The sequence below is a fragment of the Methylocella sp. CPCC 101449 genome (genome assembly GCF_031921685.1).
GTDB lineage: Bacteria > Pseudomonadota > Alphaproteobacteria > Rhizobiales > Beijerinckiaceae > Terripilifer.
Genome location: NZ_JAPDHU010000004.1, coordinates 105,097 through 128,913 on the forward strand (window position 1 = coordinate 105,097; position 23,817 = coordinate 128,913).

At 61.6% G+C, this 23,817-nt stretch carries 22 protein-coding genes; 15 read left to right on the forward strand and 7 right to left on the reverse strand.

The window, feature by feature from the left end; all coding sequences use genetic code 11:
- The first annotated feature begins 180 nt into the window (after positions 1–180).
- From OIM99_RS25130 to OIM99_RS25150, 5 genes are all read left to right on the forward strand, one after another.
- Positions 181–1,185, forward strand: coding sequence for a TRAP transporter substrate-binding protein (locus OIM99_RS25130; RefSeq protein WP_311853263.1), 1,005 nt, complete (start codon positions 181–183; stop codon positions 1,183–1,185).
- A gap of 96 nt (positions 1,186–1,281) precedes the next feature.
- On the forward strand, positions 1,282–2,286 hold the full coding sequence (locus OIM99_RS25135) for a TRAP transporter substrate-binding protein (protein ID WP_311853264.1): 1,005 nt from the start codon (positions 1,282–1,284) through the stop codon (positions 2,284–2,286).
- A 171-nt stretch (positions 2,287–2,457) separates the two neighbouring features.
- Positions 2,458–3,465: a TRAP transporter substrate-binding protein gene (locus OIM99_RS25140; RefSeq protein WP_311853265.1), complete on the forward strand. Its 1,008-nt coding sequence runs from the start codon at positions 2,458–2,460 to the stop codon at positions 3,463–3,465.
- Between the two features lie 48 nt (positions 3,466–3,513).
- Positions 3,514–4,029, forward strand: coding sequence for a TRAP transporter small permease (locus tag OIM99_RS25145; RefSeq protein ID WP_311853266.1), 516 nt, complete (start codon positions 3,514–3,516; stop codon positions 4,027–4,029).
- Positions 4,026–5,306 (forward strand): TRAP transporter large permease, encoded by a 1,281-nt coding sequence (locus OIM99_RS25150; RefSeq protein WP_311853267.1) that lies wholly within the window; start codon positions 4,026–4,028, stop codon positions 5,304–5,306. Before OIM99_RS25145 ends, OIM99_RS25150 begins: the two co-directional genes overlap by 4 nt.
- A 38-nt stretch (positions 5,307–5,344) precedes the next feature.
- Here OIM99_RS25150 and OIM99_RS25155 read toward each other — a convergent pair whose 3' ends face one another.
- Positions 5,345–6,172, reverse strand: coding sequence for an IclR family transcriptional regulator (locus OIM99_RS25155; RefSeq protein WP_311853268.1), 828 nt, complete (start codon positions 6,170–6,172; stop codon positions 5,345–5,347).
- Between the two features lie 291 nt (positions 6,173–6,463).
- Here OIM99_RS25155 and OIM99_RS25160 point away from each other — a divergent pair, with 291 nt between their 5' ends.
- From OIM99_RS25160 to OIM99_RS25180, 5 genes are read left to right on the forward strand one after another with little or no spacing between them, the layout of a single operon-like run.
- Complete coding sequence (locus OIM99_RS25160) at positions 6,464–7,237, forward strand: aldolase/citrate lyase family protein (RefSeq protein WP_311853269.1); 774 nt, start codon at positions 6,464–6,466, stop codon at positions 7,235–7,237.
- A gap of 11 nt (positions 7,238–7,248) precedes the next feature.
- Complete coding sequence (locus tag OIM99_RS25165; RefSeq protein ID WP_311853270.1) at positions 7,249–8,115, forward strand: hypothetical protein; 867 nt, start codon at positions 7,249–7,251, stop codon at positions 8,113–8,115.
- The gene (locus tag OIM99_RS25170) at positions 8,112–9,053 is read left to right on the forward strand and encodes a DUF6282 family protein (protein ID WP_311853271.1); all 942 of its coding nucleotides are present in this window, start codon (positions 8,112–8,114) and stop codon (positions 9,051–9,053) included. The genes OIM99_RS25165 and OIM99_RS25170 overlap by 4 nt, the downstream gene beginning before the upstream one ends.
- A 33-nt stretch (positions 9,054–9,086) precedes the next feature.
- Positions 9,087–10,136, forward strand: a complete 1,050-nt coding sequence (locus OIM99_RS25175; RefSeq protein WP_311853272.1) for a hypothetical protein — start codon at positions 9,087–9,089, stop codon at positions 10,134–10,136.
- 45 nt (positions 10,137–10,181) lie between these two features.
- A complete protein-coding gene (locus tag OIM99_RS25180; RefSeq protein ID WP_311853273.1) occupies positions 10,182–11,498 on the forward strand; it encodes an MFS transporter in 1,317 nt (438 codons plus the stop codon).
- Between the two features lies 1 nt (position 11,499).
- Here the strand turns inward: OIM99_RS25180 and OIM99_RS25185 are convergent, their stop codons facing one another.
- The 5 genes from OIM99_RS25185 to OIM99_RS25205 form a co-directional block, all read right to left on the reverse strand.
- The gene (locus OIM99_RS25185; protein WP_311853274.1) at positions 11,500–12,171 is read right to left on the reverse strand and encodes an LUD domain-containing protein; all 672 of its coding nucleotides are present in this window, start codon (positions 12,169–12,171) and stop codon (positions 11,500–11,502) included.
- Entirely contained in the window at positions 12,168–13,598 is a 1,431-nt protein-coding gene (locus OIM99_RS25190; protein ID WP_311853275.1) for a LutB/LldF family L-lactate oxidation iron-sulfur protein, read from the reverse strand. The genes OIM99_RS25185 and OIM99_RS25190 overlap by 4 nt, the downstream gene beginning before the upstream one ends.
- 18 nt (positions 13,599–13,616) lie before the next feature.
- Positions 13,617–14,234 carry a LysE family transporter gene (locus OIM99_RS25195; protein ID WP_311853276.1) on the reverse strand — a complete coding sequence of 206 codons (618 nt, stop codon included), beginning with the start codon at positions 14,232–14,234 and terminating at the stop codon, positions 13,617–13,619.
- Positions 14,235–14,397: 163 nt separating this feature from the next.
- Entirely contained in the window at positions 14,398–14,763 is a 366-nt protein-coding gene (locus tag OIM99_RS25200) for a hypothetical protein (RefSeq protein WP_311853277.1), read from the reverse strand.
- A gap of 139 nt (positions 14,764–14,902) precedes the next feature.
- Positions 14,903–15,694, reverse strand: coding sequence for a (Fe-S)-binding protein (locus tag OIM99_RS25205; protein WP_311853278.1), 792 nt, complete (start codon positions 15,692–15,694; stop codon positions 14,903–14,905).
- A 137-nt stretch (positions 15,695–15,831) separates the two neighbouring features.
- On the opposite strand from OIM99_RS25205, the gene OIM99_RS25210 reads away from it, so the two are divergent.
- From OIM99_RS25210 to glcF, 3 genes are all read left to right on the forward strand, one after another.
- Positions 15,832–17,268, forward strand: coding sequence for an FAD-linked oxidase C-terminal domain-containing protein (locus OIM99_RS25210; RefSeq protein WP_311853279.1), 1,437 nt, complete (start codon positions 15,832–15,834; stop codon positions 17,266–17,268).
- A complete protein-coding gene (gene glcE / locus OIM99_RS25215) occupies positions 17,265–18,446 on the forward strand; it encodes a glycolate oxidase subunit GlcE (RefSeq protein ID WP_311853280.1) in 1,182 nt (393 codons plus the stop codon). Before OIM99_RS25210 ends, glcE begins: the two co-directional genes overlap by 4 nt.
- Positions 18,447–18,561: 115 nt before the next feature.
- Complete coding sequence (glcF, locus tag OIM99_RS25220) at positions 18,562–19,899, forward strand: glycolate oxidase subunit GlcF (RefSeq protein ID WP_311853281.1); 1,338 nt, start codon at positions 18,562–18,564, stop codon at positions 19,897–19,899.
- Here the strand turns inward: glcF and OIM99_RS25225 are convergent.
- Positions 19,865–21,394 carry an amidohydrolase family protein gene (locus OIM99_RS25225; protein ID WP_311853282.1) on the reverse strand — a complete coding sequence of 510 codons (1,530 nt, stop codon included), beginning with the start codon at positions 21,392–21,394 and terminating at the stop codon, positions 19,865–19,867. The genes glcF and OIM99_RS25225 overlap by 35 nt on opposite strands.
- 398 nt (positions 21,395–21,792) lie before the next feature.
- Between OIM99_RS25225 and OIM99_RS25230 the strand changes: the two genes are divergently transcribed.
- Both OIM99_RS25230 and OIM99_RS25235 read left to right on the forward strand, forming a co-directional pair.
- Positions 21,793–22,791, forward strand: a complete 999-nt coding sequence (locus tag OIM99_RS25230) for a TorF family putative porin (protein ID WP_311853283.1) — start codon at positions 21,793–21,795, stop codon at positions 22,789–22,791.
- A gap of 203 nt (positions 22,792–22,994) precedes the next feature.
- The gene (locus OIM99_RS25235; RefSeq protein WP_311853284.1) at positions 22,995–23,783 is read left to right on the forward strand and encodes a DUF2076 domain-containing protein; all 789 of its coding nucleotides are present in this window, start codon (positions 22,995–22,997) and stop codon (positions 23,781–23,783) included.
- Positions 23,784–23,817 lie beyond the last annotated feature (34 nt).

Genomic DNA, 23,817 nt, shown 5'->3' on the forward strand with positions numbered 1-23,817 from the left:
GCTAACGAAAGAAGTTCAGGTCAAGCATGCCGCCTGCCGATACAGGCGGATTTAAAAGAAAAATCGCCGAAAACTCCGCGAATGCGGTGACAAACGGGCCCGTCCATGCCAGGATATGTGCAAATGCACGCGCTGGCGGAGGGCCTGAGCGCCTGCAAATCTGGAGTGGAGGCTTCGTAAATGCGCAAGGTTTTGGGCGCCGCTTTCGCGGCGGCGATGGCGGTTGGTTTGTCGACCGCCGCGCAAGCGCAGATCAAATTGAAAATCTCGTCGCCCACCGTCAACGATATGTCGGCGGAATGGTCGAAGACTTTTGCTGCGGCCGTCGAAAAGCGCGCTGGTGGCAAGATCAAGGTGGAATTCTATCCCGCCGGTCAGTTGGGACCCATCCCTGCGACGGTCGAAGGCACCGCGCTCGGCACGATTGAAATGGTCGTGCTCGCTTCTGGTTTCTATGTCGGTCTTGAACCGCGCTTCCTCGTGCTCGACATGCCGGGCCTGTTCGACAACACCGAACATGGCCGCAAGGTTTTGTCTGATCCGGCCGCGCGCGCCGTTCTGTCGAAGTTCGGCAACACCAAGGGCGTCGAGCCGATCGCCTATTTCATTCACTCGCCGCTCTATCTCCTGTCGCACAAGCCGGTGCGCAAGTTCTCCGATATCGCCGGCTTGAAGATCCGCACGCCTGGCGGTGCGCCGCTGCATCTCGAACCGTTCCGCAAGGCCAATGCTTCGCCACTGTCCTTGCCGTTGGGCGAAGTGCTGCCGGCCATGCAGAACAAGACCATCGACGGCTTCATCGCCGGTCTCTCGGTGTTCACCGGCTTCAAATATTACGATGTCGCCAAGGCTTTGACGGCAGTGCCGGGCTCGGTGATCGTCGCGCCGGTGCTGGCCAATAGCGCTTTCCTGAAATCGCTGGGTCCTGATCTGGAAAAGATCGTGCGTGAAGAAGCGATCAATGCTGAAAACGCCATCGTGCCGTGGGGCGTGGCCGATGAGACCGCCGGTCTCGATGTCTGGCGCAAAAATGGCGGCGAAGTGATCAAGATGCCGGCCGAGGAAGAGAAGAAATATATCGACAACGTCGTGTCGATTCTGCCGGCGGTCTATAGCGCCAATCCGAACTTCAAGGGCGACTACGATGTCCTTCTAACGGCTTCGCAGAAAGCCCGCGGTCAATAACAAGATGTGAGCGGCCCGCGCGGGAAGGGCGTGGGCCGTCTTCGCCACTATCGTGTAGCCGCTTACGCGCACGAACGATCTTGAGGAGGGGAACTCATGAAATCGATGATCAAAGCCGCGCTCGTCGGGCTGCCTTTGCTGCTGACGGCGGGCATGGCGCAGGCTCAAATCAAGATCAAGATTTCGACGCCGACCGTCAATGACATGGCGCAGGAATGGGCGAAAGCCTTTACCGCGGGCGTTGAGAAGCGCGCGCCGGGCAAGATCAAGGTCGAATTCTATCCGTCCAATCAGCTTGGCCCGATTCCAGCCACCGTCGAGGGAACGGCCTTGGGCACGATCGAGATGATCTCGGTGGCCTCCGGTTTCCTCGTCGGCCTCGAGCCGCGTTTTCTTGTGCTCGATATGCCGGGCCTTTTCGACAATACCGAGCATGGCCGCAAGGTATTCTCCGATCCGGAAGCCCGCGCGGTGCTGTCGCAATTCGGCAAGAGCAAGGGCCTTGAGCCGGTCGCCTATTTCGTCCACTCGCCGCTCTATCTTCTGTCCCACAAGCCGGTGCGCAAGGTCGCCGATCTCGCCGGTCAAAAGCTGCGCATGCCGGGCGGCGCACCGCTGCATCTCGAACCCTACCGCAAGGTGGGCGCTTCGCCGCTGTCCATGCCCCTGGGGGAGGTCCTGCCTGCCATGCAGAACAAGACCATCGACGGCGCGATCTCGGGTCTCACCGTCTATACCGGCTTCAAATATTACGATGTCGCCAAGGGGATGACGGCCCTGCCGGGCTCGGTGATCATCGCGCCGATCGTCGCCAATAGCGCCTTCCTCAAATCGCTGGGGCCGGACCTCGAAAAGGTGGTGCGCGAAGAGGCGATCAACGCCGAAAACGCCATCGTGCCGTGGGGTGTGGCCGACGAAGCCGCCGCCCTCGACACTTGGCGCAAAAACGGCGGGGAGGTCATCAAGATGCCGGCCGAGGAAGAAAAGAAATATATCGACAACGTCGTGTCGATCCTGCCGGTCGTCTATGCCGCCAACCCAAATTTCAAGGCGGACTACGATGTTCTGTCGGCCGCTGCCCAGCGGGCGCGGAGCAAGTAGCAGATACTCTCTAGGTATCGAGGGGACATTTTTGGCATCTATCTGCAATCAGACCGACGTGCCCTAATGCCGAGCTTGCATGCCAGATGGTCGCGCGCAAGCATGCCAATCCGCACCGGAGGGGTGCGGAATTGGCGTTGCGCTTGAGCGACGTCCAGGGGAGGGGATGCGATGAGATCATGGATCAAGCTGGCCGCATTGGCACTGCCGCTCATCTCGATGAGCGCACTGCAGGCGCATGCGCAAATCAAGCTCAAGATTTCGTCAGCCACCGTCAACGACGGCATCCATGAATGGGTGAAGGCCTTCACGACGGGTGTCGATCAGCGCGCCGGCGGCAAGATCAAGATTGAATTCTATCCGTCGAACCAGCTTGGCTCGATCCCGGCGACCGTCGAAGGCACCGCGCTCGGCACGATCGAAATGGTCTCGGTGGCGACGGGGTTTTTCGTTGGGCTTGAGCCGCGTTTCATCGTCTTCGACGCGCCTGGCCTGTTCGACAATTTCGATCTGAGCGCCAAAATCTTCGCCGATCCGACCGTGCGTGCGCGCATCGACCAACTCGGCAAGTCGAAAGGTGTCGAACCGATCGCCTATTTCGCCTCGACGCCGCTCTATCTGTTGTCGCACAAGCCAGTGCGCACGATAGCCGATTTCAATGGCCGGAAGATCAGAACGCCCGGCGGCGCCACCTTGCATCTCGAACCTTATCGCCGCCTCGGCGCCTCGCCTCTGTCGATGCCATTGGGCGAAGTATTGCCCGCGATGCAGAACAAGACCATCGACGGCCTCATTGCCGGTCTCTCGATCTTCACGATCTTCAAATATTACGATGTGGCCAAGGCGCTGACTGCCATTCCGTCATCGACCATCGTCACGCCTGTCGTCGCCAACAGCGCCTTTCTGAAGTCGCTCGGTCCGGATCTCGAAAAGATCGTCCGCGAAGAGGCAAGTAAGGCTGAAGCGGCTGTGCTCACCTGGGCCAAGCAAGATCTCACCAACAGCGCCAATGTCTGGAAGAAGAACGGCGGCGAGATGATCGATCTCAGCCCGGCCGACCAGGCGAAATATCTCGAAGTAGTCGGCGGCGTGCTGCCGCAAGTGTTTGCCGCGACGCCTGGCGCCAAGGAGGACTATGACGTCCTGCAGGCGGCCAGCAACTGGCTACGCGGGAAATGAGCGGGAGTTTGAACTCCCACCAGGAAGGAAGCGATAGAGCAGGTTCCCATGGTCAATAGAGTTGTCGGATCGTTGATGCGCATATTGGAGGTGACCCTCGGGGTCGCGTTGATTGCCATCGTTCTTTTGAATTTCGCCAATGTCGTCGGACGTTATGTGTTTAACCACAGTCTGCTCGGTGCCGAGGAAGTTCAGGTCTATACGATGATCTGGATCGCCTTCCTGGGCGCCGGCATCGTCACGTGGCGCAACATGCATCTGCGCATGGATGCCATCGCCATCAATTTTCCCCAACCGGTGAAAACGGCGTTGCGTTGGATCGAGGCGGCCTTGGCTATCGCCGTGGTCGGCTATGCCATCACCCAATCGTCCTGGTTCTACGTCAATCGCATCTTCGCCTTCGGTTCGAAGAGCGACGTCGCCCACATCCCGATGTGGATTCCGCACTCCGCCGTGCTGATCGGCCTCGGGCTGGTGATCATCATGTTGATCCTGCGGGCGGCCGGCTTTGGTGCGCCACCTATTGAAGATCCAGAATCGGCAGCTTTGGAGCAGCGTCAATGACTCTTGCTCTCGTTGTCGTGCCGCTGGTGCTCCTGCTCCTCGGCTTTCCGATCTTCCTTGTCCTTCTCACCAGCGTCACCGCGATGCTCATGTTCGTCATGGGTATTCAGCCGGCGGTGCTGCATCAAAATCTGTTCGGCACCATCAATCAGTTCGCGTTGCTGGCCGTGCCGTTCTTCATCTATGCCGGCGAGCTAATGGGACGCGGCAGCGTCGCGCAGCGGCTCGTCGACTTCGTCCAGAGCGCGGCGAGCCCGGTGCGCGGCAGTCTCGGCATTACCACCGTGGGAACGACGACGATCTTTGGCGCCATTTCCGGCGTCAGCGCTGCCGCCGTCGCCACCATCGGCAAGGTGATGTATCCGGCCATGCGCAAGGCCGGCTATCCCGATCATTTCGCCGCCGGCCTCATAACGGCCGTTGGCGCGATCGACATCATCATCCCGCCCAGCATTCCGATGATCGTCTATGGTGCGGCGGCTGAGGAATCCGTGCCGCGTCTCTACGCTGCCGGTATCATTCCGGGTCTGCTGATCGCCGGCATGCTCGCCGCCTATGTCATCTGGTATTGCCGCAAGCACGATATCGGTCGCGGGTCGCCATTCGAGTGGAAGCGTTTCCTCTATGCCACTCAGCGGGGTCTGTGGGCGCTTGGCGCGCCGTTCATCATCCTGGGTGGCATTTATGGCGGCGTGTTCTCGCCAACCGAGGCGGCGGCGGTTGCCTGCATCTATGCCGGCTTGGTGACGCGCTTCGTCTTCCACGAACTGACGTTCAAGGACATTGTCGAAGCCGCCTCGGCGACGGCGGTGTTCTCGGCGCAGATCCTTATCATCGTCGCCTGTGCCGGCGTGTTCAGCTGGATCCTGACATCCAATCAGGTGCCATCCATGCTGGCGGCTTGGCTGCAACACTACAGCGTGACGCCATGGATGTTCCTGCTCGCGATCAACGTCCTGCTGCTCGCGGTCGGCTGCTTCCTCGATCCGCTGTCGGCGATCCTGCTGTTGACGCCGCTTCTGGTGCCGATGGTGAAGGCGATCGGCATCGACACGGTTCACTTCGGCATTGTGGTGACGGTCAATCTGGCGATTGGCCTGTTCCACCCGCCGTTTGGCATCAACATCTTCGTGGCCCAGTCGGTACTGGGCATTCCGCTGAAGGTGCTCTACAGGGGGATCATTCCCTTCCTGTTCGTCTATCTGGTCGCTCTGGCGATCATTACCTACATTCCCGACGTGTCACTTATCGGCGTGAAACTGCTGATGGGGAAATAACCAAAACGCGCACCGGGCCGCGTCTGACGCGGCCCGGACTACACTTTTCTTCTGCGAGAAACGGCGCCATTTGCCGGAGACCGCATTTGCTGCGCGGACGAGCGGCCATGGCCCAGCCGTCGCGAAATCTGCTCCGAACATTCCTTGAGCGCGCTGATGATGGCCTCTCCCGGTTCAGCGGGCAGAAACTGGATCGAGCCGACCACCGCGACCGAGCCCACGATCGTATCATGCTCGTCAAAGATCGGGCTTGCGATGGCATTGATCCCGAGCAGGGTTTCCTCGGGCGCGGAGGCAAAGCCTTGCTTTACGATCCTCCCCAGCTCTGTCTCCAACTCATCGCGCGCGATGATCGTCCTGTCCGTCAGCTTTTCGATCGGGCGTGCCAGGATGCGCTCCTGAAAGGGGAGCGGCGAATAGGCCAACAGGATGCGTCCCTGCGCACTTGAGACGAACGACAGTTCGCTGCCGGGACGTACACCGATTTCGATCGGCGACGCACTGGAAACCGCGAAGTGGACCAGCGCGCCGCGCGGACTCATAGACGACAGAACCACCGTCTGGCCGACGCTGTCGCGCAGATCCCGCATCGGTCCTTCGGCGATTTGAATGAGATCGATCTCCGGTGCGGCGCGCGCGAGGATGCGGCTTTTCGGGCCGATGGAATAGCGCGCGGTCTGCATGTTCTGTTTCAGATAGCCCCGCTCGACCAGTGTCGACAGGTGGCGATGGACCGAGCCCTTGGTCAGGCCAAGCCGATCGGCGATCTGGGTGACGCCGAGTTCTTCAGGGGAGAAAGCAACAGTCTCCAACACGTCGAGCGCGAGACCGACCGAGCGTACGCCGCCGTCCATTCCATCCGACATTCTGAGCCTTCCCGAGAACTTCGGCCATATGCGCGAATTATTGCTGTTCGCGAGGGCGGAACAATAGTTCGAGAATAACGGCTTGAAAAGCCTGGGGAAGAAAGATTCGTAAGGCAGTTGACAAGGAACTCGGTTCTTATATTTTGAAACCTAGTTTCGCTCTCGCGAACAAACGGGACCGGTCAAAGATCCTGTCGTTCGCTGTTGGGGCGTTTGGGGCCTCGCTGTCGAGGCTTGATCGGGAACGCTCGGCTCCACCGAACTGAGAGCTTTGCAGAGGAACGCTGACCCATGACCAGGCCGGATGCCGCGCAGTTTCGCAAGCGGCTCGCTGCGGGAGAACTACTGGCTGGAACCTTCGTCAAGACGCCGACCGGCCACGCGACGGAGATCTTCGGCGATCTCGGCTATGATTTCGTCGTCATCGACGAAGAACACGCGCCCTTCGATCGTCGCTCGATCGACGATGCGATCGTCTCCGCCCGTGCCGCGCATATTGCGCCGCTGGTGCGTGTGGCCTCAAGCGCGCCTTCCAACCTGCTGTCGGTTCTCGATTGCGGCGCCGTCGGCGTGCTGGTTCCGCATGTGGCGTCGGTCGAGCGCGCGAAAGAAATTGCTGCGGCCTGTCGCTATCGCAAGGGCAGTCGCGGCTTTTCGAATTCGCCGCGGGCCGGCCGCTATGGCGGCCTCAACCTGAGCCAGCATATCGAACAAGGTGATGCAACGACCACGGTCGTGGCGCAGATCGAAGATCCTTCGGCTCTCTCCGTCGTCGAAGAGATTGCACGGGTCGATGGTGTTGATGCGCTCTTCGTCGGGCGCGGCGATCTCGCCGCTGCCATGGAGGAGAATTCATCCGAAGCGCCGGCCGTTCGCGCAGCCTCCGAGCGTATCGCCAAAGCCGGGCAGGCAGCCGGTAAGCCGGTCTGGTTTTTTGTGGGAAGCCTCGCCGATGCGGCCGCCATGCGCGGCATCGGCGGCAGTGGCTTCATCTACATGTCCGATCAGGGTCTGATGCGCCAGGCAGCCACCAAAGCGCTCGCCGATCTCAAAACGTTGAAGTGAGGAGCCTATCCATGCCGGTCGCCAAGCGCAAAGCAACCCATGCGCGTCACTATCAGGATCAGCCGCAAACCGTCGATGCGGACGGTTCCAAGCACTGGATCACCCGCGCGGCGAATTTCGTCGCCGACGTGACCGAAGCCAAGCCTGGCGCCCGCCTGGCGCGGACGCAGCAGGCCGATGAATACATGGCTTTCGTGGTCAGCGGCCGCGCCATCGTGGAAGCGGGATCGCAGAGCCAGGACGTCGAGCCGGAAACCCTGGTGATCGTGCCGCCGGGCGCCAGCACCCTCACCATGCCCGACGGTGGCGAGGTGGTGCGTGTCTTTTCGAACAAGGCAACCGACTTGACGGCGGCTGCGGCCAATGCCGCGATTTACGCCGATGCGATTGCGGAAGTAACGCCTATCGTGCCCTGGCCCGATCCGGTCGGCGGTTTCGGCATTCGCAGCTATCGGCTGGCCGATTTTCAAAGCCCGGATCCGAGCCCGCTCAAGATGCGGGTGTTTCGCTCGACCAATCTGATGATCAACATCTTCGAGCCCTGGGCCAACCGTCGCGATCCCGCCAAGCTCAGCCCGCATTGGCACGATGATTTCGAGCAGATGTCGCTTGGCCTGCGCGGCGCCTTCCGCCATCACCTACGCTATCCGTGGGGACCGGACATGAACAAATGGGAAGACGACGAGCACGTCACCTATGAGGCGAGCCCGTCCATTCTGGTCATTCCGGCTGGCGTGATTCACACGACGCAGGACATTGGCAACGGCATCACCTGGCTCGTCGACATTTTCGGGCCACCGCGCGTCGATTTCTCCTCCAAGCCCGGCTTCGTTCTCAATGAGGCCGATTATCCGATGCCGAAATTGGTGCAAGCATGAGTACAAAAGTGAGCAAGGACATCGAAGCCCGGATTGACGATATCCTGGTGGGGGCGATTGATCCGCATGTGCATTCGGGGCCGTCGATCGCGACCCGCGCCATCGATCATCTTGAGCTGGCTCGTATGCTGTCGGCGGCGCGCTTCGCTGCCGTGATCACCAAGGATCATGATTATAGCGGCGTGATCGCCGCCACCATGATCGCCAGCCATCATCCGGAGCTGATCACCAAGGTCTATTCGAGCATCGTCCTCAACAATGTCGTCGGCGGCTTCAATCCTTACGCGGTCGAACATACGGCGGCGATGGGCGGCAAGACCGTCTATATGCCGACTCTGGCGGCCGAAAACCATTTGCGCTGGGAAAAGAGCGGCACCTGGGTTCATCCCGCTTCAACGCAGAAAATGCGTCCGGCTACAGCCGTTCCCGTTCTCGATTCATCCGGCAATATCCTCGACGAGGTCAAAGAGGTTCTCGACGTCATCGCCAAGAACGATATGGCTCTGGCGAGCGGCCACATTCACGTCAGCGAGACCTGGAAAGTCTTCGAGGAGGCGAAGAAGCGCGGCGTCAAGCGTCTGATCCTCACCCATCCGGAAGAGATCGTCGATGCCTCCTTGAACGACGTGAAGGGCATCGCCGCCATGGGCGCTTTCGTCGAACATTCGCTCTGCATGTTCCTCGAAGGTTCGAAGTTCAAGGTGGCCGGTCCCGACGACATGCGCAAACTGATCGATGCCGCCGGTGTCGAGCAAACGATCATGTGCTCGGATTTGGGCCAGCCGGGCGTCTTCAGCCCGCTCGAAGGGTTCCGGCTCGGCGCCAAAATGTGCCTCGATCTCGGCTTCACCGATGACGAAGTGCATCAGATGGTGTCGACCAATGCGGCGCGGGCTCATAGCCTCGAAGCCGATGTCGCGCGCGTCAAGGCGCTCTGAAGCCGGCCCGCGAAGTACGAACGAGATCAAACCATGAGCAAATCAAATCTGGAAACACGGATCGGTTCCGTCCGATTGAAAAACCCCGTGATCGCCGGTTCCGCCGAACATCTGATTGATGCCGATGGCGTGCGCCGTGCTCTGAAGGCGGGTGCCGGCGCTGTGGTGGTGAAATCCACCAACGAGTCGCAGGCAGCGCGCGATCAATTGCAGCAGGCCGAATATGCGGTTCTCGACGATCAATGGCAGCCCATTCCCTGGAACGCTTCGGCGCCGCGCACGGCCTTCATCGCCTGTCGCTCGGGCCTGACGCCGCAACCGTTCGAAGCCTGGCTTGAGCAGACTGCGGGGCTTGATCGGGAAGCGCGCGCCAACGATGCCATCGTCGTCGCCAGCGTCATTCTCTCTGATCTTGATCGCGCCGTTGCCATGGCCAGACAGATCGAGCAGGCGGGTCTTCGCGTTCTCGAACTCAACATTGGCACGCCTTACGCGAGCCAGTCCGCCAAGGGCGCGGTGTCCACCGAACTCCTGCCGGAACGGGTCGCCAGCATCGTCAACGCGGTTCGCGCGGCGGTGACCATTCCCGTCTGGGTCAAGATCACCGGCCAGAGCGAACGCGTGCCGGATCTCGCCGACGCCGCTTTCGGCGCGCGCGCCGATGCCGTGGTGATGGCCGGGCGGTTGCTTGGTCTGATCCCCGATCTGGAAACCTGCGAACCCATTCTCGGGACGACGCTCGGCGTCGGCGGCACATGGCATCTGCCCATGACCTGCCAATGGTTGGCGCTGACGCGCAGCAAGCTGGGGCCGGATAAGGCGTTGATCGGCACCAATGGCGCGCAGTCCGGCCTCGACGTCGCTCGCATGATGCTGGCTGGCGCCTCTGCCGTGGAAATGTCTTCGCAAGTCATGTTGCGTGGGTTCGATCTGCTCGGGCAGGCGGTCACCGAACTTGGCGCCTATCTCGATCGCAAACAGATGAGCGCGGCCGACCTGATCGGCAAGGCGGCCGACAGCCGCAAGACGTTTGCCCAGATGACCATGCGCCAGGACAACTGGCGCAACTACATTCCGCACTGACAACATTGCATCGATTGAATTTGGTATCGGAGAGGGAAGAAGAAAATGTCTTTCGCCAATGAGGTTCAAGCCGTTGACCAGCAGGAATTGTTCCGCAAGGTCATGTGGCGCGTAGTGCCTCTCACGGTCCTCATTTACCTGATCGCGATCATCGATCGGGCGAATGTCGGCTTCGCTAAACTGCAGATGGTCTCGGCGCTGCATATGACCGAACAGCTCTACGGTCTGGCCTCTTCGCTCTTCTTCATCGGTTATCTGTCGCTCGAAATTCCCAGCGCCTTTGCCGTCAATCGGTTCGGCGCCCGTTTGTGGCTGGCGCGTATTCTTTTGACCTGGGGCGTGCTGACCATCGTCACCGCCTGGGTGACGTCCGGCAGTGTATTCGCGGCCCTGCGCTTTCTCGTCGGCTGCGCGGAAGCCGGCGCTTATCCGGGCATCATCTATTATTTCACGCTTTGGTTCCCCAAAGCGCATCGGGCGAAAGTGCTGGGCTTCCTGACGCTCGGTAGCGCTTTCGGCAATATGTTCGGCTCGCTGGTCAGCGGCTTCCTGCTCGATCTTGACGGAACGTTCGGCCTCGCCGGCTGGCAATGGGTGTTCATCGTCACCGGTCTGCCGGCCCTCATCTTGACGCCGTTTGTTCTGTGGGGCCTGCCCAATGGTCCCTCCGAGGCGAAATTCCTCTCGGCGAACGAACGCAACTGGCTGACGTCGGCTCTGGCGAAGGAAACGCCGGCCGGCCAGCACGGCAATCCGCTCGCGGTGATCTGGGACAAGCGCGTCCTGCTGTTGTCGGTCGCCTATATGCTGATCCTCGTCTCGCTTTATGGCGTGATCTACTGGTTGCCGACCGTCGTGCGTGGCTTCGGTGTGACGGGTACCCAGAACGGTATCTTGAGCTCGATCCCGTGGATCGTTGGCGTCGTCGCTTTGGTGACGATCCCGCCGCGCCTGCGCAAGGAGAAGACCGTTCTCCTGGCGATGATCGCGATCTGCTGCGTCGGCCTGGTTTGCTTCTATCTAAGTACAACCTTGCCGCAGAACTGGATGCGCCTCATTGCCATGTCGATCGGCACGCCCTGCATCTCGCTGCTGTTTCCGTGCTTCTGGTTCCTGCCGTCGCTGTTCTTTTCCGGCCAGCGCGCGGCGATGGCGATCGCCGCCATCAGCACCATTGGCAGCCTCGGCGGTTTCTTCGCGCAGAACCTGATGCCATGGGTCGCTGGTCTTGCCGGCAGCCCGGTGGCGGCCATGCTGGTGCCCGCCGCTTGCCTCTCCTTGGTCGGCCTGTTCGCGCTGGCGATCAAAGTGAGTGGCTTCGGCAGCCAGCCGCAGGAATTGCCGCAGGGCGCCGCGCGATAAACTATCCGACGATGACGATATGCAGCCGGCGCGGTCCATGCGCGCCGAGCAGCATCTTCTGTTCGATGTCGGCGGAGCGTGATGGGCCGGTGATGAAATTCACCGTGCGCGGCATGACACCCTTGCCATAACGCGCCCGCACCATCTCCCACACCGCTTCATAAGTCGGCACGATGGTGCCGGCTTGAATCATCACGATGTGATTGTCGGGCAGAAAATTCAGATTGGTCGGATTGTGCGCGCCGGAAAACAGCGCGAGCGTGCCGGTTTCCGCGACGCCTGCTTCCGCATGGCTCACGGACGAGAGATCGTTGCCATCGGAAGGCCCGCTGGTGATGTCGATCGCCGTTGCAGCCCAGGGCAGGGCGGCCAGGCGCTCGTCATCACCCATACGTACGGTGGCAGGCAGATTGTTCGTGCGCAGGAAACGGGCGATCTCGCCGGGAACGTCGGCCGTTGCCGCGACACGTGCAACGGTGGCGGCAACGCTTTCGGCTTGCGCACGGAAAGTGGCGATGCGTTTCTCGATATCGCCTTCACCGCGTGTCGGCAGCAGGCCTTTGGCGGCGGCGGCTATGCGCGTCGCTACGATCTGACGGCGGCTCGCGTCATCGGCGGAGACGCCGAGCGAACGGCGGATATTGGCGAGAATGTCGTCGCGGGCTTCGCTCATCGCACCGCTCCGCCACGGCTCTTCCACATCGCCTGGAAAGTCTGCCCTTGCGGCGCGGGCATGTCGCGATATTTGGTCCAGCCGCCCGCGAACGGCAGCCAGGCGAAGCGGCCTTTCGAACGTCCGGCTAGTGCCAGCATTTTCACGCCGACACGCGCGGCAAGACCGTAGAGCTTCGGCCGTTTGGCGAAGAAGGCCCACAGCGCCAGGCCGCTGCGTACGGTCGCCGGCGAGAGATGGCGCTCGAATTCGCGCTCGCGCCAGTGGCGCATCAGTTTCGGCAGCGGAATGCGGACCGGGCAGGCGCTTTCGCAGCGCCCGCAGAAGGTCGAGGCATTGGGCAGATGGCCGGCTTCGGCGACGCCGATCAGCGAGGGCGTCAGCACGGCGCCCATAGGGCCTGGATAGACCCATCCATAAGCATGGCCGCCGACCGCGTGATAGACCGGGCAATGGTTCATGCAGGCGCCGCAGCGGATGCAGCGCAGCATCTCCTGAAAATCCGTGCCCAGCATGTTGGAGCGGCCGTTGTCGACCAGCACCACATGATATTCTTCCGGCCCGTCTACGTCGCCGGGACGGCGCGGGCCGGTTGAGAAGGTCGTATAGACCGACATGTCCTGGCCTGTGGCTGAACGCGCCAAGACGCGCATGATGCCGGAGACGTCTTCCAGGGTCGGCGCGATCTTTTCGATCGACGCGACCACCACATGCACTTTCGGCAGAATCTGCGTCAGGTCGCCATTGCCTTCATTGGTGACGATGACCGAGGTGCCGGTCTCGGCGACGAGAAAATTGGCGCCGGTGATGCCGATGTCTGAAGCCAGAAACTTCGCCCGCAAGGTGGCGCGCGCTTCCGCCAGCAGGGATTCGGGCGCCGTTAAGTCACGATCTTTCGGCAGCCAGGTATGCAGCCGGCGGAAGTCATGCTCGATGTCTTCCTGATTGAGATGCACCGCCGGTGCGATGATATGCGAGGGGGCTTCGCCGCGGATCTGGATGATATATTCGCCGAGGTCCGTTTCTACAGCCTCGATGCCGTTGCGTTCCAACGCCGCGTTGAGGCCGATCTCCTCGGAGACCATCGACTTGCCCTTGGTCACCGTCCTGGCGCCGTGCGCCTTGGCGAGATCCGTGATGATGCGGCAGGCCTCTTCCGAAGTGCGCGCGAAATGCACATGGCCGCCGGCTTCCGTCACCTTCTGCGTGTAGATATCGAGATAGATGTCGAGATGGGCGAGCACATGGTCGCGCAGATCGCGCGCTTGGTCGCGCAGCGCCTCGAATTCCGGCAGCCGCGCAGCCGCTTGGGCGCGGCGGTCGATGAAATTATGCCGGACGTTGCCGAGCGCCTTCTGCAACTGCCCATCGCCCAAGGCGCGATGGGCATTGTCCTTGAACCGTGAGGAAGTTGCGACAACGCTCATGGTGAAAAGCCGGTCTCCCTAGCCGAAGGCAAGCAGCTTGCCGCCGAAGGCGATCATGATCATGCCCGATACCATATCGATCCAGCGGGTCGATCCCGTCAATGCCGCGCGCACGGCCTTGCTCGACACCACGAGAGTGATGAACAGATACCACAGAAAGCCAAGGCCGGGCATGCCGAGGATGACGCCGATGCGATAGGGCGCCGTGAGATCGAAGGCGCCGGTGGCGGCGAAAACGCTCGTGTACCAGGCGATGGCCTTGGGGTTGAGAAAATTCGTGGTGAAGCCCATGCCGAGCAGGGACCAGACGCTCGGTGTTTCTGTCGCGGCGGTGATGACCGTGCCCTTGCGATGGCGGGCGATCATCCGCCAGCCGATGCAGCAGAGATAGGCACCCCCGCCGATGCGCAGGAATGTTTCCAGCATGGGCGCCGCGGCGATCAATTGGCCCATGCCGGCGAGGCCGGCGCTCGCCCACAGCACACCCGCCGGAAAGATGCCGAGCGCTGCGATCAAAGCGGCACGGCGGCTGTGCAGCGCCATCTGCAAGATGAAGGTGCTGTTGGGGCCGGGCGTCGCCACCGTGATGAAATGGCCGGCCAGCAGGATGGCGACCACATGCCATTGTTCGTTCACGACCGTTGGCCCTCCAAGGCGGAGAGCAACGCGCTGGCGGGAAGATCGACGGGGCAGTTCACGAACGGCGGCTTTCAAGGGCTGGAGCTGGTTAGGCTTAGCAGCCGTTCGTGCTTTTTCCTATGGTTAAAGTGGCGGCATCCGATTGCGCCGCAGCGCGGGATCAGCTGCGGCGTTTGGCGATGACGACCAGTTCGCCGTTGTCGTCGATTTGGGCGACCAATACGTCACCAGACGAGAAGCCTTTGGCTTCAACGGCTGTTTTTACGGCCGGTGCGTCTTCGATCGCCTTGTGAAGCCGCTGAATGTCGTCCGCCGAACGACTGGCGACAAGTTCGTTCACCTGCGCCTTTGCCGTTTCAGGGAGATTGTCGAGTTCGACCACGTTGATGGATTTGATCATGGGCTTGGGCGCTGGTGCTTGCTGTGACGACGAGGGCGGCGGAGATCGTTCTGGGGAGGAAGTCTGGGCATTGGCTGCGCCGGCTAAAATGAGGGCGGCGCTGCTCGCGAGCATGATCATGCGCATAATGTGTCCTTCCATCGCTCGGTGGGTGCGCGAGCAATTCGACAGGGCGAATGGGTTCAGATGCTGAGCGCGATCGGGTCATTCCATGGCATATGGCGACCAGAATGCGCCCGATGGAACTCCACGACTTCGTTTGGCGCTAAGCCTCGCGATTTTCCGGCGCACCAATGCCTGGTGTGTCGGTCATGCCCGCCAGCACTTCCGCGACGTGGCGCACTTCCAGGCTCTTGCCTTCGCGCGAGAGTTTGCCGGCCATGTTCATCAGGCAACCGAGATCGCCTGCCAGCAGGACGTCGGCGCCGCTCGCTTCGATATTCTCCGCCTTCTTGCCGACGATCTCGCCGGAAATTTCCCCATATTTCACGGCGAACGTGCCACCGAAACCGCAGCACACGTCATTCTCGCGCATTTCAACGAGGTCGAGCCCGTCGATCGTGGTGAGCAGCTTGCGCGGCTGCGCCTGCACGCCGAGTTCGCGCAGGCCGGAGCAAGAATCGTGATAGGTGACGCGCTTGGCATAGTGCGCATCGACCCGTTCGATTTTCATCACGTCGGTGAGAAAGCTGACGAGTTCGAAGGTTTTCGCCGCGAAAGCGCGCGCCTTGGCCGATAGGCCGGGATCGTCCTGAAACAATTCCGGATAGTGCCGCGCGATCATGCCGCCACACGAGCCGGAGGGCGCGACGACGTAACGGCAGCCGGCGAAAGCATCCATCACCTGCAAGGCAATGTCGCGCGTCGTCGCCCGGTCGCCGGAATTGAACGCCGGTTGGCCGCAACAGGTCTGCGGCGGCACGATGACCTCGCAGCCGGCATCTTCCAAAAGTTTCGCCGCGGCGAAGCCGACGCTCGGGCGCATGGCATCGACGAGACAAGTCACGAACAGGCCGACTTTAGGCGCGGTCGCACGGATTTGCGAAGTTTCAGTCACGTCAGCGTCCGCAACGGTGGGTCGCCGGGCTCTTTTGGGGCACCTCAGCGACGAAGGTCTCAAACATAGCCCTTTGTGGCACGGCTGGCGGGGCGCTACAATGGCCGCATGATGTCTTGCACCTTGGGTGGCGCGTTATGAGCTCCATCGCCTTCCCCACGCCCGATCCGGCCATTCTCGCGCGCCGCGATGAGATCATCGCCGGTCTCGCTACATTGCTCCCGCCGGAATGCCTCGTCACGAGCGAGGATGAGCGGCGCGCCTTCGAAACCGATGCGCTGACCGCCTATCGCCGTCTGCCGTTGGCCGTGGCGCTGCCGCGCAATACCGCCGAAGTGGCGGCTGTGATGGCCTTCTGCCACCGCGAAGGTGTCAAGATCGTGCCGCGTGGTGCGGGCACGTCGCTCGCCGGCGGCGCCATCCCACAGGAGGATGCGGTCGTCATCGGCGTCTCCAAGCTCAATCGCATTCTCTCCGTCGACTATGCCAATCGCACGGCACGCGTCGAAGCCGGCGTCACCAATCTGTCGATCTCGGACGCGGTGATGCCCGATGGCTTTTTTTATGCGCCGGATCCTTCGTCGCAGCTTGCCTGCACGATCGCCGGCAATATCGGCATGAATTCCGGCGGCGCCCACTGCCTGAAATATGGCGTCACCATCAATAATATTCTCGGCGTCAAAATGGTGCTGATCGACGGCACCGTCGTCGAAATCGGTGGGCAGGCGCTCGATCCGGCGGGGCTTGATCTGCTGGGTCTGATCGTCGGCTCGGAAGGCCAGCTCGGCATCGTCACCGAGGCGACGGTGCGTCTGTTGCGCCTGGCGGAGGGCGCGCGGCCAGTGCTTTTCGGTTTTGATTCGAGCGAGGCGGCCGGCGAATGCGTGGCGGCGATCATTGGCGCCGGCATCGTGCCGGTGGCGATGGAGTTCATGGACAAGCCGGCCATCGAAATCTGCGAGGCCTTCGCCAAGGCCGGCTATCCGCTCGACGTGGAAGCCATGCTCATCGTCGAGGTCGAAGGCTCCGAGGATGAGATGGAGGCACAGCTCGCGCGCATCTGCGACATCGCCCGGCGCTATGGCGTCAAGGTCGTCAAAGAATCGCGCTCGGCCACCGAGACGGCACTGATCTGGAAGGGCCGCAAATCCGCTTTCGGGGCGACCGGCCGCGTGGCTGACTACATCTGCATGGACGGTACCGTGCCGACCAGCCAATTGCCCTATGTCCTGAAGCGCACCGGCGAGATCGTCGCCAGTTACGGCCTGCGTGTCGCCAATGTCTTCCATGCGGGCGACGGCAACATGCATCCGCTGATCCTCTACAACGTCAACGATCCGGCCGAACAGGCCAAGGCGGAGGCGGCGGGCAACGACATTCTCAGGCTTTGCGTCGATGCAGGAGGATGCCTCACCGGCGAACACGGTGTCGGCATCGAGAAGCGTGATTTGATGCGCCATCAGTTCAGCGAGGTCGATCTCGCTCAGCAGATGCGCGTGCGAGCCGTCTTCGATGGGCGCTGGCTGCTCAATCCAGCGAAAGTCTTTCCCCTGGACGGACGGATCGCGGCGTGACCATCGTTCCGACAAACGAAGCGGAGGCCGCCGATGCCATCCGCGCCGCGCAGTCGTCACGTCGTACGTTGTCGATCGAGGGCGGCGGTACGCGATTGGCGTTCGGCCGCCCGATTCAGACTGACGATACCCTATCGTCCCGCGGGCTTTCCGGCATCACGCGCTATGACCCGGCGGAACTGGTCTTCTCCGCCTGGGCCGGGACGCCGGTCGCCGAGATCGAAGCGGCGCTCGACGAGAAAGGCCAGATGCTGCCGTTCGAGCCGATGGATCATCGCGCGATCTATGGCACTGGCGGCGCGCCGACCATCGGCGGCATCGCGGCCACAGGTGCCTCCGGGCCGCGCCGCATTCAGGCCGGCGCGGCGCGCGATCTGTTGCTCGGTGTGCGCTTCGTCAACGGCCGTGGCGAGGTCGTCAAATCCGGCGGTCGCGTGATGAAGAATGTCACTGGGCTTGATCTGGTGAAGGTCAATTGCGGTGCCCATGGCACTTTGGGCTTTTTGACCGAGGTGACTTTCAAGGTTCTGCCAAAGCCGGAACGGACGTTGACCTTGATCCTCGAGGATCTCGACGACGAACGTGCGGTCAAGGCGATGTCGGCGGCGCTGGGTTCGCCCTTCTCCGTCAGCGCTGCCGCGCATTTACCGGCGGGGGGCGGGGGCGAGCGCGCCCGCACGGTGCTGCGGCTCGAACATTTCGCCGAGTCCATCGCCTATCGCGGCCGCGAGCTCGCCAAGGTTTTGGGGGCCTTCGGCCGCGCCCACGAAATAGAGGATGATGAATCACGTGCCTTGTGGCGGGCCATTCGCGATGTCGAGGGACTGGCGCAACCAAACAGCGACATGCTCTGGCGCGTCTCCGTGCCGCCGACCCACGCGCCGGCATTGCTGGCGCGGCTGAAGCAGGCCGGATTGTCGTTCCGTTACATGCTCGACTGGGGCGGCGGCCTGATCTGGATCGCCAGTGCTGAGAGTGCGGCAGCGAGCACAGCGGTTCGCGAAGCCCTTGGCCGCGACGGTCACGCCACCTTGATGCGCGCGTCTGATGGTTTGCGCGCTTCGCTCGATGTCTTCCAACCGCAAGACGCGGCCTTGATGAAACTTACCGCCGGGGTCAAAGCCAGTTTCGATCCCGACGGCATTCTCAATCCGGGCCGCATGTATGCGGGACTTTGACTAGAGCAAATTGCGTTTCGACAGAAACGCAATTTTGCTTAGGATTTTTGTTTTGACGCGTCTTGTGGCGTTTGGCGATTCCGCCAAACTGCAAAACGCTATAGGGATCTGAACGGTGCAGACGAATTTCACTTCCGCGCAACTGGCCGATCCGCATATGGCGGCATCGGAGAAGATATTGCGCAGTTGCGTCCACTGCGGGTTCTGTACGGCGACCTGTCCGACCTATCTGCTGCTGGGCGATGAACTCGACAGTCCGCGCGGCCGCATCTATCTCATCAAGGATATGTTGGAAGGCGGCAAGCCGGCGACGCCGGAAGTCGTGAAACATATCGACCGTTGCCTCTCGTGCCTGTCCTGCATGACCACGTGCCCCTCAGGCGTGCACTACATGCATCTGGTCGATCATGCGCGCGCCCATATCGAGCAAACCTATAAGCGTGATGTGGCCGACCGTCTGTTACGCGCGCTCCTCGCCAATATCTTGCCGTATCGCAACCGCTTCCGCCTGGCGCTCGGCGCGGCTTTGTTCGCCAAGCCGTTCCGGCCGCTCCTGGCTCATCTGCCACTGGTCGGCAAGCGTCTTGCTGCCATGGTGGCGCTGGCACCATCACGCTCTCCAGCGGTGACGGCGGAGCCAGCGCCCGTCACGCGTGCGGATCGTCGCCGCGTTGCCATTCTGGAGGGCTGTGCGCAGCCCGTGTTGCAGCCCGCCATCAATGCGGCCGCGCGCCGCTTGCTGGCGCGCGCCGATATCGAAGTGGTGCGGGTGGCGGAGGAGGGCTGTTGCGGGGCGCTCGTCCATCATATGGGACGTGAGGCGCAGGCGCTCGATTTCGCCCGCCGCAATATCGATGCCTGGATCGCAGCCATCGACAAGCAGGGCATTGAAGCCATTATCATCACGGCGTCTGGCTGCGGCACGACCGTGAAGGATTATGGCTTCATGCTACGCGAAGATCCGCTCTATGCGGAGAAGGCGCGTCGCGTCAGCGCGCTGGCGTGCGACATCACCGAATTTCTCGATCGCCTCGATCTGCCTGCCATTCGGAGCGCGCCGAAGCGCGCCGTCGCCTATCACTCGGCCTGCTCAATGCAACACGGGCAGCAAATCCGCGATGAGCCGAAACGCCTGCTGCGCAACGCCGGCTTCACCGTGCGCGATGTGCCGGAGGGCCATATTTGTTGCGGCTCAGCCGGTGTCTACAACATCCTGCAACCGGAGATCGCCGGCCGTTTGCGAGACCGCAAAGTCGGCAATATCGAGCGGCTGCGACCCGATATCATCGCCACCGGCAATATCGGCTGCATCACCCAGATCGGCGGCGGCACCGCCATTCCAGTGGTGCACACGGTCGAATTGCTCGATTGGGCGCATGGCGGCCCCATGCCGCCGGCGCTTGAAAAAACGCCACGGCTCAATAGTCGCGTCGTTCAGTTTTCTTTGGCGTGAAGCGTCCGCCCGCGCGCTGGCGGATGGCGTGAGCGGAGGCGGCCGCCGCGCGAATGACGCCCTGTTGGTCGATGCCGACGAGCTTGCCGCCACGCTTCATGATCCGGCCGTCGGCGATCACCGTGTCGACATTGGAGGCATTGGCCGATCGCACCACGGCGCAATCGACATTGCCGAATGGCGCCATGTTGAGATCGTCGGCACGCACCAGGATGATGTCGGCGCGTTTGCCCGGCGCAAGAGTGCCGATCAACTTGTCATAGCCCATCGCCTTGGCGCCGTTGATCGTCGCCATGTTGATGACCTGCCGGAAATCGACGGCGGTCAGTTTCTCCGTTGACTTGCCATCCTTGGGCGCGCCCATGTCCCAAGCCAGGCACATTGATGAAAACATATCAACGGGCGAGATCGAATTGCCGTCGAAGGACAGGCAGACGTTCACGCCGCCCGCCACCATATGCAGAAACTGCTCGGCGGGATCGCGTGCGCGCACGCGCAATTCGCCATGCACCGTATAACTGAGCGACACGCCGGCGGCGGCGAGATTGTCGCGGTCGGCTTGGGTCGCGAGCACGAAATGCACCAGGGTCAAATCCGGTGTCAGATAGCCTTTGGCTTTTAGGGCTTCGGTCGAGACGGTGGATTGAGGCGATTGTCCGCCATGAAAGATGATCGGCAGCCCCAGGTCTTTCGCCGCCTTCATTTCTTCATCGAAGACGTCCGGCGTGGTTGAGCGGGGACCGCGCAGTGAAACGCCGAGACGAACCAGCTCCTTGTCGCGCGCCGCACCAGCTTCCCACACTTTATGCGCCTGCCGCAGGCTGGCGATATCCATCGCCTGAGCCGCCGGCAGGAGGTCGGCACAGCCATAGCCGTAAATGCCACGAATACCGGAATCGGTATGCGCCTTCAGCTCGGCGGCCGCGTGTTCGGCCGAGATGACGTTATGCGCGTAGTTATAGGTGGTGGTGATGCCCGCGTTGATCGCTTCGGCGAAGGCCAGCCGATCGCTGTTGTAGAAGTCGATCGGCGTATAGAACTTCGCCGTGGCGTTCTTGGTGGCCATATAGCCGGCTTCCGGCGTCAGCCAGTTGCGCTGCAGGCTGTTCCAACAGTGCCAGTGCGTCTCGACGAAGCCGGGCATGGCGATCATCCGGGCCGCGTCGATTTCCATTGTGCCCGGCGGCGTGCTGAGCGAGGGGCCGACGGCGACGATGTCGCCATCACGCACATGGATATCGCCACGGGGGAGATCGCCGATGGCGGGATCGACGCTGAGCACATAGGCGTTGCGGATGATGAATTCGCCGCGCACGGGCAGGGCGGTCGGCGTCTGGGCCACGGCGTCCGGCGTGAAATCTCCGCTCAAGCCCGTGGCCGCCAGGGCGCCCGCCGCCCCAAACAGGCTCCGTCGCGTCAGGCGCGGTCGAAAAACTTCGCCGCACACATCGCGCAAAGCCGCAAAATCGTGATCAGTCGGATGAGTGTCCGCCATGCCGTCTCCCCCATTGTTTTTTCGAATCATGCCTTTACGGCACCAAATTGCCAATGGTTTTGCGCGAGAACATAAGCGTGAGCAGGCTGACGCATTTCGAGGCTGCTGAAAAATTCAGCTACCGGCCTGATCGCATGGAGATTGCGGCAAAGAAGCGGCGGTCCTGCGCGAGAAATCGGGCGAAGGAAAACGAGTCACACTGCATCGGCCGTCGAATGAATAATAATGCGAATGCGATATCTAAGTTTGTTGCAATCTTGCAACATCGCTCATCATTCCTGTGTTTCACCCCTTGAATGCCTAAATGCTAGGCAGGGTGCTTAACAGTTCGCCTTGCGATGAACGGCACTTAGAACTCTTCTGTGCTCGTGGAATTTTCTTGCTGACGGAGCATGTTGATGAGGTTCAAGTCCCTGGCGGTCGCTGCAGCGACGGTTGCCGCCCTTTCCGGAACGGCTTTCGCTGCCGATCTCGGCGTAGCCAAGGCCCCGGCCGCGCCTCCGCCGCCGCCCGCCCTTGGTTTCGACTATGCCTTCGGCATTGGCGTGATGTCGGACTATGTGTTCCGCGGCGTTTCGCAGTCGGATGGCAAGCCGAGCGCGACCGGCTATGCCGAGCTTCAGTACAAGATCAATCCGAACATCCAGTTCTATGCCCGCGGCCAGATGTGGAAGATCAATCAGCCGACGAATCCGTTCGCGGAAGTCGACCTGATCCCGGGCGTGCGCTTCACCTATGGTGATTTCGCCGTTGATTTCGGCGCCCAGTATTATCTCTATCCGGGCAACAAGGATCGCTACTGGACTGACAGCGCGACCTTCACGTTCCAGAACCCGAGCTTCGCGACCTTGCCGGCCGGCGCCCGCTGCCCGTTCGTCGGCGGCTTCTGCGCCACCACGCCGAAGGATCCGAGCTACTGGGAACTGTTCGTCAAGCCGTCGTACAACATCACGCCGGAACTCAATGTCGGCGCGACTGTGTACTACGCTCCGAACTGGCTGAACTATAAGACCAAGGCGCTCTACACCTCGCTGACCGCGAAATACACCTTCGGTGAGACCGGCTTCGCGGTCTCCGGCGAATGGGGTTATATGAACCTGCATTCGCTGAAGGCGGGCACCGATTTCAACCCGTTCTTCGCCACGCCGGTGAAGCTGCCGAAGTACACGACCTGGAACGTCGGCGCCTCCTACACCTGGAACCAGTTCACGCTGGACCTGCGCTACCACGGTTCGACGCTCAACAAGAACGGCTGCTACATGGCCTCGGCCGATCCGTCGGGCAATTCGCCGGGCGCGATTCCGAGCCTGCGCTCCAACTGGTGCGGTCACCGCTTCGCGGCGAGCCTGAACATCGACCTGGTCGGTTCGAAGGACGTGGGCTTCCTGCCCAAGTAATTCTGCCAAGTAGTTCTCCAGGCAACTCGGAGTAGTCACCGGGTTCCAACATTACAAATTGGAAAGCGCGCCATTTCGGCGCGCTTTTTTCGCATCTGGGACGTGGAAACCCGTCTTGGATTGGTCATTGTTGGCTCCCATATTCCTGCCCGGCCACCGGGATCATCACTTGGATCATCCAGTTGGGCCACAGGGAGAACGACATGACCCCCGACGAACGCCAGCTTCTCGCCGGTCTTTTTGACCGTATCCGCAATGCTTCCAGCGGACAGCGGGATGCTGAGGCTGAGGCTTTCATCGCCGATGCGGTGCGCCAGCAGCCTTATGCGCCCTATCTGCTCACCCAATCCGTTATCGTCCAGGAAGAGACACTGAAAGCCGCAGCGGCCAAGATCGAGGAACTCGAAGCGCGTGTGCGTGAACTTGAAAGTGCGCCAAAGCCCGGCAGTTTCCTTGGCGGCATTGGCAAGTCCATCGGTGTCGGTCAGCCCCAGCCTCAACCGGGGGCGGATAGTCGTTGGACGCGCGGTGGCGAGCCGATCGCGCCGCCACAACAGCAGGGTGGTGGTTCCTGGCAGCAACAGCCGCCGATGAATGCCCCAATGAATGCGCCGATGCAGCAACAGGCTGGCGGTGGTGGCTTTCTCAAGGGCGCCTTGGGCGCGGCGGCCGGCGTGGCCGGCGGCATGCTGCTCGCCAATTCATTGAGCGGCCTGTTTGGGGCGAACAATCCGTTCGGCTCGAGCCCGGCGAAGGCCGCGGACCTGCCGAAGGACGACAATTCGTCGTTCGGTGACAGCGTGCGCTGGAACGATGAGGATCGCAAAGCCGCCGCCAGTGACAGCCGTGGCGACACCGAGCGCGCTGCCTACAGCGACAGTCGCGGCGATACCGATCGTTCCGATAACGACAGCTCGTCCGGTGCCAATGATTGGGACGACGACGATGACGGCGGTGACTGGGGCGGTGGCGACGACACCACTGATATTTAACAAGACCATAAACGAAAGAAGCCGCCGCACTTTG

Excerpts from the sequence above, each read along its gene's own strand:
- OIM99_RS25165 (WP_311853270.1), top strand. The coding sequence starts at position 7,249 with ATGCCGGTCGCCAAGCGCAAAGCAACCCATGCGCGTCACTATCAGGAT.
- OIM99_RS25235 (WP_311853284.1), top strand. The coding sequence starts at position 22,995 with ATGACCCCCGACGAACGCCAGCTTCTCGCCGGTCTTTTTGACCGTATC.
- OIM99_RS25180 (WP_311853273.1), top strand. The coding sequence starts at position 10,182 with ATGTCTTTCGCCAATGAGGTTCAAGCCGTTGACCAGCAGGAATTGTTC.
- OIM99_RS25160 (WP_311853269.1), top strand. The coding sequence starts at position 6,464 with ATGACCAGGCCGGATGCCGCGCAGTTTCGCAAGCGGCTCGCTGCGGGA.
- OIM99_RS25170 (WP_311853271.1), top strand. The coding sequence starts at position 8,112 with ATGAGTACAAAAGTGAGCAAGGACATCGAAGCCCGGATTGACGATATC.
- OIM99_RS25145 (WP_311853266.1), top strand. The coding sequence starts at position 3,514 with ATGGTCAATAGAGTTGTCGGATCGTTGATGCGCATATTGGAGGTGACC.
- OIM99_RS25135 (WP_311853264.1), top strand. The coding sequence starts at position 1,282 with ATGAAATCGATGATCAAAGCCGCGCTCGTCGGGCTGCCTTTGCTGCTG.
- OIM99_RS25130 (WP_311853263.1), top strand. The coding sequence starts at position 181 with ATGCGCAAGGTTTTGGGCGCCGCTTTCGCGGCGGCGATGGCGGTTGGT.
- OIM99_RS25185 (WP_311853274.1), bottom strand. The coding sequence starts at position 12,171 with ATGAGCGAAGCCCGCGACGACATTCTCGCCAATATCCGCCGTTCGCTC.
- OIM99_RS25140 (WP_311853265.1), top strand. The coding sequence starts at position 2,458 with ATGAGATCATGGATCAAGCTGGCCGCATTGGCACTGCCGCTCATCTCG.
- OIM99_RS25175 (WP_311853272.1), top strand. The coding sequence starts at position 9,087 with ATGAGCAAATCAAATCTGGAAACACGGATCGGTTCCGTCCGATTGAAA.
- OIM99_RS25225 (WP_311853282.1), bottom strand. The coding sequence starts at position 21,394 with ATGGCGGACACTCATCCGACTGATCACGATTTTGCGGCTTTGCGCGAT.
- OIM99_RS25155 (WP_311853268.1), bottom strand. The coding sequence starts at position 6,172 with ATGTCGGATGGAATGGACGGCGGCGTACGCTCGGTCGGTCTCGCGCTC.
- OIM99_RS25190 (WP_311853275.1), bottom strand. The coding sequence starts at position 13,598 with ATGAGCGTTGTCGCAACTTCCTCACGGTTCAAGGACAATGCCCATCGC.
- OIM99_RS25150 (WP_311853267.1), top strand. The coding sequence starts at position 4,026 with ATGACTCTTGCTCTCGTTGTCGTGCCGCTGGTGCTCCTGCTCCTCGGC.
- OIM99_RS25210 (WP_311853279.1), top strand. The coding sequence starts at position 15,832 with ATGAGCTCCATCGCCTTCCCCACGCCCGATCCGGCCATTCTCGCGCGC.
- OIM99_RS25200 (WP_311853277.1), bottom strand. The coding sequence starts at position 14,763 with ATGCGCATGATCATGCTCGCGAGCAGCGCCGCCCTCATTTTAGCCGGC.
- OIM99_RS25230 (WP_311853283.1), top strand. The coding sequence starts at position 21,793 with ATGAGGTTCAAGTCCCTGGCGGTCGCTGCAGCGACGGTTGCCGCCCTT.